The organism is Curvibacter fontanus, assembly GCF_054780335.1.
Window position 1 is genome coordinate 76,007 of the sequence record NZ_BAAGWN010000006.1, and the last position, 12,170, is coordinate 88,176.

General features: G+C 65.0%; 13 protein-coding genes and 1 tRNA gene. 1 reads left to right on the plus strand and 13 read right to left on the minus strand.

From position 1 onward, the window contains the following. Positions 1–48: 48 nt before the first annotated feature. The 13 genes from nuoF to ACYVH8_RS04035 form a co-directional block, all read right to left on the minus strand. The gene (gene nuoF / locus ACYVH8_RS03975) at positions 49–1,425 is read right to left on the minus strand and encodes an NADH-quinone oxidoreductase subunit NuoF (RefSeq protein ID WP_460487601.1); all 1,377 of its coding nucleotides are present in this window, start codon (positions 1,423–1,425) and stop codon (positions 49–51) included. After that, positions 1,425–1,937, minus strand: a complete 513-nt coding sequence (gene nuoE, locus ACYVH8_RS03980) for an NADH-quinone oxidoreductase subunit NuoE (RefSeq protein WP_460487589.1) — start codon at positions 1,935–1,937, stop codon at positions 1,425–1,427. The genes nuoF and nuoE overlap by 1 nt, the downstream gene beginning before the upstream one ends. Further along, positions 1,934–3,187 carry an NADH-quinone oxidoreductase subunit D gene (locus ACYVH8_RS03985; RefSeq protein ID WP_460487590.1) on the minus strand — a complete coding sequence of 418 codons (1,254 nt, stop codon included), beginning with the start codon at positions 3,185–3,187 and terminating at the stop codon, positions 1,934–1,936. The genes nuoE and ACYVH8_RS03985 overlap by 4 nt, the downstream gene beginning before the upstream one ends. A 126-nt stretch (positions 3,188–3,313) precedes the next feature. Next, complete coding sequence (locus ACYVH8_RS03990; protein ID WP_460487591.1) at positions 3,314–3,925, minus strand: NADH-quinone oxidoreductase subunit C; 612 nt, start codon at positions 3,923–3,925, stop codon at positions 3,314–3,316. 11 nt (positions 3,926–3,936) lie between these two features. Beyond that, the gene (locus ACYVH8_RS03995) at positions 3,937–4,416 is read right to left on the minus strand and encodes a NuoB/complex I 20 kDa subunit family protein (protein WP_460487592.1); all 480 of its coding nucleotides are present in this window, start codon (positions 4,414–4,416) and stop codon (positions 3,937–3,939) included. A 108-nt stretch (positions 4,417–4,524) separates the two neighbouring features. Continuing rightward, the gene (locus ACYVH8_RS04000; protein WP_460487593.1) at positions 4,525–4,884 is read right to left on the minus strand and encodes an NADH-quinone oxidoreductase subunit A; all 360 of its coding nucleotides are present in this window, start codon (positions 4,882–4,884) and stop codon (positions 4,525–4,527) included. 56 nt (positions 4,885–4,940) lie between these two features. Further along, positions 4,941–5,025, minus strand: a tRNA-Leu gene (locus ACYVH8_RS04005). Between the two features lie 113 nt (positions 5,026–5,138). Beyond that, on the minus strand, positions 5,139–5,546 hold the full coding sequence (gene secG / locus ACYVH8_RS04010; protein WP_460487594.1) for a preprotein translocase subunit SecG: 408 nt from the start codon (positions 5,544–5,546) through the stop codon (positions 5,139–5,141). A 35-nt stretch (positions 5,547–5,581) separates the two neighbouring features. Next, complete coding sequence (gene tpiA / locus ACYVH8_RS04015; protein WP_460487595.1) at positions 5,582–6,328, minus strand: triose-phosphate isomerase; 747 nt, start codon at positions 6,326–6,328, stop codon at positions 5,582–5,584. After that, a complete protein-coding gene (locus ACYVH8_RS04020) occupies positions 6,325–7,344 on the minus strand; it encodes an NAD(P)H-quinone oxidoreductase (protein ID WP_460487596.1) in 1,020 nt (339 codons plus the stop codon). The genes tpiA and ACYVH8_RS04020 overlap by 4 nt, the downstream gene beginning before the upstream one ends. A gap of 136 nt (positions 7,345–7,480) precedes the next feature. After that, the gene (pnp, locus tag ACYVH8_RS04025; RefSeq protein ID WP_460487597.1) at positions 7,481–9,604 is read right to left on the minus strand and encodes a polyribonucleotide nucleotidyltransferase; all 2,124 of its coding nucleotides are present in this window, start codon (positions 9,602–9,604) and stop codon (positions 7,481–7,483) included. Positions 9,605–9,820: 216 nt separating this feature from the next. After that, positions 9,821–10,087 (minus strand): 30S ribosomal protein S15, encoded by a 267-nt coding sequence (gene rpsO, locus ACYVH8_RS04030; RefSeq protein WP_057675287.1) that lies wholly within the window; start codon positions 10,085–10,087, stop codon positions 9,821–9,823. Positions 10,088–10,285: 198 nt separating this feature from the next. Further along, entirely contained in the window at positions 10,286–11,449 is a 1,164-nt protein-coding gene (locus ACYVH8_RS04035) for a pyridoxal phosphate-dependent aminotransferase (protein WP_460487598.1), read from the minus strand. A gap of 216 nt (positions 11,450–11,665) precedes the next feature. On the opposite strand from ACYVH8_RS04035, the gene ACYVH8_RS04040 reads away from it, so the two are divergent. Next, positions 11,666–12,025, plus strand: a complete 360-nt coding sequence (locus tag ACYVH8_RS04040) for an Hsp20/alpha crystallin family protein (RefSeq protein ID WP_460487599.1) — start codon at positions 11,666–11,668, stop codon at positions 12,023–12,025. Positions 12,026–12,170: the final 145 nt, after the last annotated feature.

Consider the following 12,170-nt stretch of genomic DNA (forward strand, 5'->3'; position numbering starts at 1 on the left):
GGGGGAGCGAACGATGAGTGAGCCTGGGGGTCATGTACTGCTCGTGATTCAGACGTAGGCCGGGACCAGACAGGTCTTGTGGGCCACGTGATGTTCGAATTCAGGACGGAAGTGCTTGACCATGGCGCGCACCGGCATGGCCGCGGCGTCACCCAGCGCACAGATGGTGCGGCCCTGGATATTCTCGGCCACGTTGTCCAGCAGGTCCAGGTCCTCGGGGCGGCCCTGCCCGTTTTCGATGCGGTCGACCACACGCGAGAGCCAGCCCGTGCCTTCACGGCAGGGCGTGCACTGGCCGCACGATTCATGCATATAAAAGTAGGAGAGTCGCTGCAGCGCCTTGACCATGCAGCGGGTCTCGTCCATCACGATGACGGCACCCGAGCCCAGCATGGAGCCGGCCTTGGCGATGGAGTCGTAGTCCATCGTGCACTGCATCATGATGTCGGCCGGCAGCACCGGGGCGGAGGAACCACCGGGGATCACGGCCTTGAGCTTGCGCCCGCCGCGCACGCCGCCGGCCAGCTCGAGCAGCTTGGCGAAGGGCGTGCCCATGGGAATTTCGTAATTGCCCGGGCGTTCGACGTCACCGCTGATCGAGTAGATCTTGGTGCCGCCGTTGTTGGGTTTGCCGCATTCGAGGTAGGCCTGGCCGCCGTTGCGGATGATCCAGGGCACGGCCGCGAAGGTCTCGGTGTTGTTGATCGTGGTCGGCTTGCCGTAGAGGCCGAAGCTGGCCGGGAACGGCGGCTTGAAGCGCGGCTGGCCCTTCTTGCCTTCGAGCGATTCGAGCAGCGCGGTTTCCTCGCCGCAGATGTAGGCGCCGAAGCCGTGCGCGGCGTGCAGTTGGAAGCTGAAGTTGCTGCCAGCGATGTTGTCGCCCAGCAGGCCGGCGGCGCGCGCCTCTTCCAGCGCGGCCTCGAAGCGTTCGTAGACCTCGAAGATCTCGCCGTGGATGTAGTTGTAGCCCACCGTGATGCCCATGGCGTAGGCCGCGATGGCCATGCCCTCGATCACGATGTGCGGGTTGTACATGAGGATGTCGCGGTCCTTGCAGGTTCCGGGCTCGCCCTCGTCCGAGTTGCAGACCAGGTACTTCTGGCCCGGGAACTGGCGGGGCATGAAGCTCCACTTCAGGCCGGTGGGGAAACCGGCGCCGCCGCGGCCGCGCAGGGCCGATTCCTTGACGGTGGCGATCACCTGGTCCTGCGTGAGGCCCGCGACACCTGTGTCGCTGTTCGGTGCCGCGCCGTCCTTGCCCAGGATCTTGCGCAGGGCCTGGTAACCACCGCGCGCCTCGTAGTCCTTGAGGTGCCAGTTGCCGCCGTTGAGGCCGGCGTAGATCTGGGGTTCGATGTGGCGGTTGTGGAAGCAGGTTTCGGCGCCGGTGGCGGCAAATTGCGCGAGGAGTTTGTCGACAGACATCATTGGCCCCCCGCCTGGGTTGTGGAAGCGCCCCCCGCGGCGCGCAGGCCGTCGATCAGTTTGTCCAGCTTGTCGTTGCTCATGAAGCTGCACATGGTGCGGTCGTTCACCAGCAGCACCGGCGCGTCGGCGCAGGCGCCCTGGCATTCGCTCTGCTGCAGCGTGAACAGGCCGTCGGCCGTGGTCTCGCCCATGTGGATGCCCAGCTTGTGCTCCAGGTGGTGCAGGGCCTTCTGGCCGTCACGCAGCTGGCAGGGCAGGTTGGTGCAGACGTTGAGCTTGTACTTGCCCAGCGGGCGCTGGTTGTACATGTTGTAGAAGGTCGTGACCTCGTGCACGGCCATGGGGGCCATGCCCAGGTAGGCGGCGACTTCGGCCTCGCTGTCGGTGCTCACAAAACCGAGCTCCTGCTGCACGATGGCCAGGCAGGCCATGACGGCAGACTGCTTCTGCTCAGGCGGGTATTTGGCGACTTCCTTGGCGAAGCGCGCCTTGGTGGATTCCGAGATCATCGGTCAATCTCTCCAAACACGATATCCAGCGTGCCGATGATGGCCACAGCGTCGGCCAGCATGTGGCCGCGCGTGAGCTCATCGAGCGTGGCCAGGTGGGCAAAGCCCGGGGCACGGATCTTGAGGCGATAGGGTTTGTTGGCGCCGTCGCTCACCATGTAGATGCCGAACTCGCCCTTGGGGTGCTCGACGGCGGCATAGGCCTCGCCGGCGGGGACGCGGAAACCTTCGGTGAAGAGCTTGAAGTGATGGATCAGCTCTTCCATGTTCGTCTTCATCGCCTCGCGCGCCGGCGGAGCCACCTTGTGGTTGTCCGTGATGACGGGGCCGGGGTTGGCGCGCAGCCAGTCCACACACTGCTTGATGATGCGGTTGGACTCGCGCATCTCCTGCACACGCACGAGGTAACGGTCGTAGCTGTCACCGGTCTTGCCCACGGGGATGTCGAAGTCGACACGGTCGTAGGCGTCGTAGGGCTGGGTCTTGCGCAGGTCCCAGGCTAGACCTGAGCCACGCAGCATGGGGCCGGTCATGCCCAGGTTCAGCGCGCGTTCGGCCGTGACCACGCCGATGCCCACGGTGCGCTGCTTCCAGATGCGGTTGTCGGTCAGCAGGGTCTCATACTCGTCCACGCACCTGGGGAAACGGGCGCAGAAGTCGTCGATGAAGTCCAGCAGCGAACCCTGGCGGTTGGCGTTGATCTCGGCCACGGCCTTGGCGTTGCGGATCTTGTTGACCTTGTGCTGCGGCATGCTGTCCGGCAGGTCGCGGTAGACGCCGCCCGGACGGAAGTAGGCCGCGTGCATGCGCGCGCCGGAGACGGCCTCGTACATGTCGAACAGGTCTTCGCGCTCGCGGAAGGTGTAGATCAGGATGGTGGAGCTGCCGCAGTCGTTGCCGTGCGAGCCCAGCCACATCAGGTGGTTGAGCAGGCGCGTGATCTCGCCGAACAGGGTGCGGATGTACTGGGCACGGACGGGCACCTCGATGCCCAGCATCTTCTCGATGGCCAGGCAGTAGGCCTGTTCGTTGCACATCATCGAGACGTAGTCCAGGCGGTCCATATAGGGCAGCGACTGGATATAGGTCTTGCTCTCGGCCAGCTTTTCGGTGGCGCGATGCAGCAGGCCGATGTGCGGGTCGGCGCGCTGCACGACCTCGCCGTCGAGCTCGAGCACCAGGCGCAGCACGCCGTGGGCGGCCGGGTGCTGCGGGCCGAAGTTCAGGGTGTAGTTCTTGATTTCAGCCATGTCAAATCTCCCCCCCGAAGCGGCCTTCGGCCGCCTCCCCCTCAAGGGGGCAACACCAGCAGCCCGGCAAAGCCGGTTCTGCGGTGTTCGCTTGAAAAATACAGTCCATCACAGCGAGGCTTGGATTCATCCCTGCAACCCTCCATAGTTGTCTTCACGGATGATGCGCGGCGTGATCTCGCGCGGCTCGATGGACACCGGCTGGTAGACCACGCGCTTGAGTTCGGCGTCGTAACGCATCTCGACGTGGCCGGACAGGGGGAAATCCTTGCGGAAGGGATGGCCGATGAAACCGTAGTCGGTCAGGATGCGGCGCAGGTCGTCATGGCCTTCGAAGACGATGCCGTAGAGATCAAAGGCCTCGCGCTCGTACCAGTTGGCGGCACGCCAGACATCGACCAGGGAGTCGACCACCGGGAAGTCGTCATCGGCGGCAAAGACCTTGAGACGCACGCGCTGGTTCAGGCTGACCGACAGCAGATGGGAGACGACGCAGTAGCGCGCGCCCTCCCAGGCGCCCTCGCCCCAGGCGGAGTAATCGACACCGCAGAGGTCGATCAGCTGCTCGAACTGGCAAGCCGGCGCGTCACGCAGGATCCTGGCGGCGGCACGGTAGTCGGGGGCGGCGACCTCGACGGTCAGCTCGCCCAGCCTGATTTCGGCACGGCGCACCTTGCTGCCCAGGGCGGCGGTGACGGTGTCCTTGAGGGTTTCGAGATTCACGGCATGAGCAGTCATCGTCGCCTCCTTCAAACGCGGGCGATGGTCTGCGTGCGGCGGATCTTCTGCTGCAGCTGGATGATGCCGTAGATCAGCGCCTCGGCCGTGGGCGGACAGCCCGGCACGTAGACGTCGACCGGCACGATGCGGTCGCAGCCGCGCACCACCGAGTAGCTGTAGTGGTAATAACCGCCGCCGTTGGCGCAGGAACCCATGGAGAGCACGTAACGCGGCTCGCTCATCTGGTCGTAGACCTTGCGCAGGGCCGGGGCCATCTTGTTGCACAGGGTGCCGGCCACGATCATCAGGTCGGACTGGCGCGGGCTGGCGCGGAACACTTCGGCGCCGAAGCGGCCGAGGTCGTAGCGGGCCGCGGCCGCGTGCATCATCTCGACCGCACAGCAGGCCAGACCGAAGGTCATGGGCCAGAGCGAGCCGGTCTTGGCCCAGTTCACCACCGTGTCGTAACTGGTGGTGATGAAGCCTTCTTTCATCACGCCTTCAATCATGGCTGCTGTCCTCGTCGAAAAATGCAGTCGCCGCCGGGCCGCCCCAAGGCGACTGGGCCCCCTCGGGGGGCAGCGCAGCGCACGAAGTGGCAAGCGTGGGGGCCATCCTTATTCCCAGTCCAGGGCGCCTTTTTTCCACTCGTAGGCAAAACCCACGACGAGGATGGCGATGAACACCATGGCCGCCCAGAAGCCCACCGCCCCCACCTCCTTGAGCGCCACGGCCCAGGGGAAGAGGAAGGCGATTTCGAGGTCGAACAGGATGAACAGGATGGCCACGAGATAGTAGCGCACGTCGAATTTCATGCGCGCGTCTTCGAACGCTTCGAAACCACACTCGTAGGGGGAATTTTTGGCCGCGTCGGGGCGATTGGGGCCCAGGATGTAGCCGATGACCTGGGGGATGACGCCAACGGCAATGCCGACCAAGATGAAGAGAAGGACCGGAAGGTATTGATCGAGGCTCATCTTGAAATGCTGATCACCGTTGCGCCGCCCGGGCCATGCCCGGGCAGTCATTTATCTGGTGCCGTCGGCGAGACTCGAACTCGCACAGCTTTCGCCACTACCCCCTCAAGATAGCGTGTCTACCAATTTCACCACGACGGCTGGTCTCTTTTGCCGGGCTCGCATGAGGGCCCGATGGCTGACCCGGCAAGCCTCAGAGTTTACTCCGAATTCCCCCCTGCGCCCCGGCGGGAATTCGCATTTCTTGACTCAGGTCATCGCGCCGGAATCTGGCCGGGGCCAGGAACGACAGGCGCCGATGCCGGCGCTGCCTGGACCGGTGCGGAAGTGCCCGGAATCTGGGCGGCCGCGTCGGGCGCGGCAGGTGCTGCCGGCGCGGTCACGGCACTGCCTTCGAGCACGCTGCCGCCCGTGCTGGCCGGGCGTGCGTTGCTGAAATAGGCCAGCGCCAGCGTGGCGACAAAGAACACGGTGGCCAGTACAGCCGTGGTGCGCGAGAGAAAGTTCGCGCTGCCGCTGGCGCCGAACAGGCTGCCCGAGGCGCCGCCGCCGAAGGCCGCGCCCATGTCGGCGCCCTTGCCGTGCTGGATCAGGATCAGACCGATCATGGCCACCGCCGCAATGATCTGCACCGTGATGATGATGGTGATGATGAAACTCATGTTTACTCCTAAATTCGTGGCAATCGAGCAGCCGGTCAGGCGGCCGCGGCGATGATGGTCAGAAAATCCGGGGCCTTGAGCGCCGCGCCGCCGATCAGGCCGCCGTCGATGTCGGGCTGGGCCAGCAGGGTGGCCGCGTTGGCCGCGTTCATGCTGCCGCCGTAGAGGATCTTGATGCGCTCCACCTGCGACGTGGCGGCCTTGAGCTGCGCGCGCAGCACCGCATGCACCTGCTGCGCCTGCTCGGGCGTGGCGGTCTTGCCGGTACCGATGGCCCAGACCGGCTCGTAGGCCACGACGATCTCGCTGATGCAATGCCCGTTGAGGTGGATCACCGCGGCCAGCTGGCGCTTGACCACTTCTTCGGTCCGATTGGCTTCACGCTCGGCCAGGGTCTCGCCCACGCAGACGATGGGCGTCACGCCATTGGCCAGCGCGCGCTGGGCCTTGGCCGCCACCACGGCATCGGTCTCGCCGTGGTACAGCCTTCGCTCCGAGTGGCCGACGATGGCGTAACGCACGCCGAAATCCTTGAGCATGGCGACGGACACCTCGCCGGTGTAGGCACCCAGTTCGTGCTGAGACACGTCCTGCGCACCCAGTTCCACCGGGCTGGTGGCCAGCAGCATCTGGCACTGCGCCAGATAGGGTGCGGGCACGCAGACGGCGATGTCACACGACGGATCCTTCAGACCGGACAGCAGGCCCTTGAGCAGGGCCTGGTTGGCCGCGAGGCTGCCGTTCATCTTCCAGTTGCCGGCGATCAGTTTTCTTGTGCTCATTTCTGATCCCAGGTCAGCACGATCTTGCCGACGTGCTGGTTGGATTCCATCAGCGCATGGGCCCGGGCGGCGCCGCTGCCGGTGGGATCGCTCGCGTCCACGGCCGCAAAGGTGCTGTGGATCACGGGTTTGATCTTGCCGGCTTCGATCAGGGGCCAGGCATGCTTGCGGCAGGCCTGCGCGATCGCCTGCTTGAAGGCGATGGGGCGCGGGCGCAGCGTGGAGCCGGTGATGGTCAGGCGCTTGCGCAGCACCAGACCGGCGTTGAAGCTGCTCTTGGTGCCGCCCTGCACGGCGATGATGACGATGCGGCCGTCCTCGGCCAGGCTCTCGACCTCGCGCGCGACGTACTCGCCGCCCACCATGTCGAGGATCACGTCCACACCCTTGCCGTCCGTCAGGCGCTTGACCTCTTCCTTGAAGTCCTGCGTCCTGTAGTTGATGGCATGGTCGGCGCCCAGCTTCAGGCAGGCGGCGCACTTGTCGTCGCTGCCGGCGGTCACGATCACTTTCGCACCCCAGGCCTTGGCCAGCTGGATGGCGGTGACGCCGATGCCGCTGGAGCCGCCCTGGATCATCAGTGTCTCGCCGGGCTGCAGATGGCAGCGATCGAACACATTGCTCCAGACGGTGAAGAAGGTCTCGGGCAGCGAAGCCGCCTCGATATCACTGAGCCCCTTGGGGTAGGGCAGGCACTGCGCGATGGGCGCGGTGCACAGCTCGGCGTAACCGCCGCCCGCCACCAGTGCGCACACCTTGTCACCGAGCTTGAAGCCGGCTTGCGCCAGGGCTGCGGCATCACCGCCCACGACCTCACCCGCCACTTCGAGGCCGGGAATGTCGGAGGCGCCCGGCGGCACCGGGTAGTTGCCGGTGCGCTGGAACACGTCGGGCCGGTTGATGCCGCTGGCCGCCACGCGGATCAGCAGCTCGCCCGCGCCCGGCACCGGGTCGGGGCGCTGGCCCAGACGCAGCACCTCGGGCGCACCGTAGGAAGTGATTTCGATGGCTTTCATAGACAGATGACGGTATGACTTTGCCGCTGCGCGGCTCAATGACGAAATGACGGAACGAAAATCGCTGCTGTCATTTTGCCCTCGAAGGCGCAGCCGGGATCATGCAAGCGCAGCGAGCGTCATGCACTCTGCTGGTTCAGGCCTGTTCACCGCCGTTGTTCTGTGCCGGACGGTCCAGCAGCGCCTTCATGGACAGCTTGATGCGACCCTTCTCGTCGGTCTCCAGCACCTTGACCTTGACGATCTGGCCTTCGGACAGGTAGTCCGTGACCTTCTCGACGCGCTCGTGGGCGATCTGGCTGATGTGCAGCAGACCGTCCTTGCCGGGCAGCAGGTTGACCAGGGCGCCGAAGTCCAGGATCTTGGTGATCGGGCCTTCGTAGACCTTGCCGATCTCGACTTCGGCGGTGATCTCGGCGATGCGGCGCTTGGCCTCTTCGGCCTTGGCGCCGTCGGTGGCGGCGATGGTGATGGTGCCGTCTTCCTCGATGTTGATCTGGCAGCCGGTCTCGTCGGTCAGCGCGCGGATCACGGAACCGCCCTTGCCGATCACGTCACGGATCTTCTCGGGGTTGATCTTCATGGTGTACAGCTTGGGCGCGAAGTTGCTCACCTCGGCCTTGGCCTCGCCCATGGCTTCCTGCATCTTGCCCAGGATGTGCATGCGGGCTTCCTTGGCCTGGGCCAGCGCGACCTGCATGATTTCCTTGGTGATGCCCTGGATCTTGATGTCCATCTGCAGGGCGTTGATGCCGTTGGTGGTGCCGGCCACCTTGAAGTCCATGTCGCCCAGGTGATCTTCGTCACCCAGGATGTCGGTCAGCACGGCAAAGCGGTTGCCGTCCTTGATCAGGCCCATGGCGATGCCGGCCACATGGGCCTTCATCGGCACGCCGGCGTCCATCAGCGACAGGCAGCCGCCGCAGACGGAAGCCATCGACGAGGAGCCGTTGGACTCGGTGATCTCGGACACCACACGCATCGTGTAGGGGAACTCTTCCTTGGTCGGCAGGCAGGCCACCAGGGCGCGCTTGGCCAGACGGCCGTGGCCGATCTCGCGGCGCTTCGGGGTGCCGAAACGGCCGGCTTCGCCGGTGGCGAAGGGAGGCATGTTGTAGTGCAGCATGAAGCGGTCTTCGAACTCGCCGGCCAGCGCGTCGATGCGCTGCGCGTCGCGTTCGGTGCCCAGCGTGGCAACCACCAGGGCCTGGGTTTCACCGCGCGTGAACAGGGCCGAACCGTGGGTACGGGGCAGCACGCCGTTGCGGATCTCGATGGGGCGCACGGTACGCGTGTCGCGGCCGTCGATGCGCGGCTCGCCGGCCAGGATCTGGCTGCGCACGATGCGCGCTTCGATGTCGAACAGCATGCCTTCGACCTTGACGCTGTCGAACTCGGCGCCCGAATCCTTCAGGGCGGCCATGACGGCGGCGTAGGTCTCGCGGCAGGCCTGGGTGCGGCTCTGCTTGTTGCGGATCTGGTAGGCGGTGCGCAGCTTTTCTTCGGCCAGCGCGTTGACCTTGGCGATCAGGGCTTCGTCCTTGGCCGGGGCCTTCCAGTCCCAGGCCGGCTTGCCGGCGTCACGCACCAGCTCATGGATGGCGTTGATGGCGATGTTGCCCTGCTCGTGGCCGAAGACCACGGCGCCCAGCATGACTTCTTCGGACAGCTGCTGCGCTTCGGATTCCACCATCAGCACGGCGGATTCGGTACCGGCGACGACCAGGTCCATCTGGCTGTCCTTGAGTTGGGTCTGGCCCGGGTTCAGGACGTATTCACCATTGATGTAACCCACGCGGGCAGCACCGATGGGGCCGTTGAAGGGGATGCCGCTGATGCTCAGCGCGGCGCTGGTGGCGATCATGGCGGCGATGTCGGCCTGCACTTCGGGGTTCAGGCTCACGACGTGCACGATCACCTGGACTTCGTTGTAGAAGCCTTCGGGGAACAGCGGACGGATCGGACGGTCGATCAGGCGGCAGGTCAGGGTCTCCAGCTCGCTGGGACGGCCTTCACGCTTGAAGAAGCTGCCCGGGATCTTGCCGGCGGCGTAGGACTTCTCGGTGTAGTCCACCGTCAGGGGGAAGAAGTCCTGGCCGGGCTTGGCGGACTTGGTGGCCACCACGGTGGCCAGCACCACGGTGTCGTCGATGTTGACCAGCACGGCGCCGGTGGCCTGGCGGGCGATTTCACCGGTTTCCATGGTGACCGTGTGCTGGCCCCACTGGAAGGTCTTGCTGACTTTGTTGAACATGGTCATGTGTTTCTCCTGTATGGATCAAGGGAGGTCTGAGCCGCCTCCCCTAGGGCTCGGAGCCACATCACAGAACACGATGCCATTCCAGAGAAAGTCGAGGAAATTCGCCCGATTTCCTCTGGAATGACACAGCTTCGCTCTGTTCCTGTCTGCTCCGAAGTACAAAGCGCCTGAGCTAGAAAACCAACTCAGGCGCTCTTGTTCATCTGTCCGGGGCGATTACTTGCGCAGACCCAGTTTGGTGATCAGCGCGCTGTAACGGTCGAAGTCCTTGGACTTCAGGTAGTCCAGCAGCTTGCGGCGACGGCTCACCATGCGCAGCAGACCGCGACGGCCGTGGTGGTCCTTGGCGTGGGTCTTGAAGTGCGGGGTCAGTTCGTTGATGCGGGCGGTCAGCAGGGCGACCTGGACTTCCGGGCTGCCGGTATCGGTAGCGGAACGGGCATTGGCCTTGACAACTTCGGCCTTGATGCTGGTGGCAATCATTTCATTTTCCTGTCATGCGGGACGAAACCGGCCGGTTTCGGTCGGGACGTCCCAGGGTTTCAACTTGCGCCGGTGGCTGGAACTGCTGCCGGCGTGCGCTTGCGGGATGCAAAGCCTTGAGATTATAGCCGAAGCCGGCTTTCCTCCCTCGCCCCTACGGGGGAGGGCTGGGGTGAGGGGCAAGGCCGGCGGCGAAACTCACCCTTGACGCGCCAGCCAGCCCTTGAGCCGCTCCACCCCCTGCACCAGGCGCTGCGGGTCTTTGGAAGCGAAGCACCAGCGCAGCCAGCCCTGGGCCTCCGGCGCAAAGGCCTCGCCCGGCGCCAGGCCCAGGCCGGCCTCGCGCACCAGGCGCTTGGCCGTGGCCAGGGAATCCTCAAACCCGGCCAGGCGGAAAAAAGCGTACATGCCGGCCGCAGGCTTGGCAAGCTCCACGCCCGGCAGAGCCTGCAGCAGCGGTACCAGGGCGTCGCGGCAGGTTTTGAGGTGGGCCACCACCCGCGGCGTGATCTCACTGGCCCGCTCCAGTGCCACCTGGGCGGCGCGCTGGGTGAAGACGCTGGCGCAGGAGGTGTTGAATTCGATCAGCTTGCCCACGTCATGCGTGACGGCCGGCGGCAGCACCAGCCAGCCCAGGCGCCAGCCCGTCATCAGGAAGCTCTTGGAAAAGCTGTGCACCACGATCAGCCGGTCTTCGGAGGAGGCGATGTCCAGGAAGCTCGGTGCGCAGCCATTAGTACGATCCGACTCGTAATACAGCTGCGAATACACCTCGTCCGCCAGGATCCAGGTGCCGGTACGGCGGCAATGGTCCAGGATGCGCTGCTGCTCATCGCGCGTGAGTGTCCAGCCCGTCGGGTTGCTGGGCGCATTGAGGATGAGCACCCTGGTGGCCGGGGTCACGGCCGCCAGCAAAGCCTCCAGGTCCAGCGTCCAGGCGCCGGCCACGGGCTTGAGGGGAATGGGCTTGAGTCGCGCGCCCAGGATGAGCGGCTGCGCCGTCAAGTTGGGCCAGACCGGCGTGACGATGGCCACCTCGTCCCCCGCTTCCAGCAGGGCCTGCATGGCGATCATCAGGGCGTTGACACCACCCGAAGTCACGGCGATGCGGTCCGGCGCCACGGTGCCGTGCAGGCGGCTCAGGTGCAGGGCAATCGCCGCGCGCAGCTCGGGCAGGCCCAGGTTGTGGCTGTAGAAGGTCTCGCCCTTCTGCAAAGAGTCGATCGCCGCCTGGCGCACGAAGTCGGGCGTGACCTCGTCGCCCTCCCCGAACCAGAAGGCCAGCACATCGCTGCGCCCCAGCCCGGCATTGGCCACTTCGCGGATTTTGGATTCTTCGAGGTCACGGATCACCTGGCGCATGTTCACTCCATCACGAGGAGTCGATTGTGCCGCCTGGGCCCGCTCCCGCGCAGCGGCCCGACATAAAGACAGCTCAAATTTTTTCAAGAGCCGACCCCAAAAAATTTGCGCCTCGCCCTAGGCCTTGAAAAGTTTTGGGCCCGTTCCCAGCTACTCCCTGCGGCCGACAGTGCACACCGCACCCCGGTCACCGATCAACTTTCAAGGAGTACGACCATGCTGTTTGTTCCCGTCATCCGCCGTTCCGCCTTCGCCCCCACGCTGCGCGCTTTCGACCGCTTTTTCAATGAGTCCACGCCTGCCGAGCAGCCGACCAACACCGCCGAAGACAAGGCTTACGAGCTGAGCTTCGACGTGCCCGGCGTCTCGCGCGAGCAGCTGTCCATCGGCATCGAAGGCAATGTGATCCGCATCGAGACCCTACCCGAAGCCAAGCGCCAGTACAAGGCCGCCTACGAGCTGCCGCAGGACATCGATGTGTCCGCCAGCGAAGCCAAGCTGGAAAACGGCGTGCTCACGCTCAAGCTAGCCAAGGTGCTGCCCGAGAGCAAGGCGGTGAAGCTGGCGATCAACTGAGCTCGCCTCCGTCATGCACCCAACGCGCAGTCAAGCCGCGACGCGCTTACGCGTTGTCGCTCTTGGACGACCAGTTAAATTTCGCTCCACTTCCATGCGAAGCGCTGCATTGATCCGGGACTGGTAGCCAGCACCTTGCGCCTTG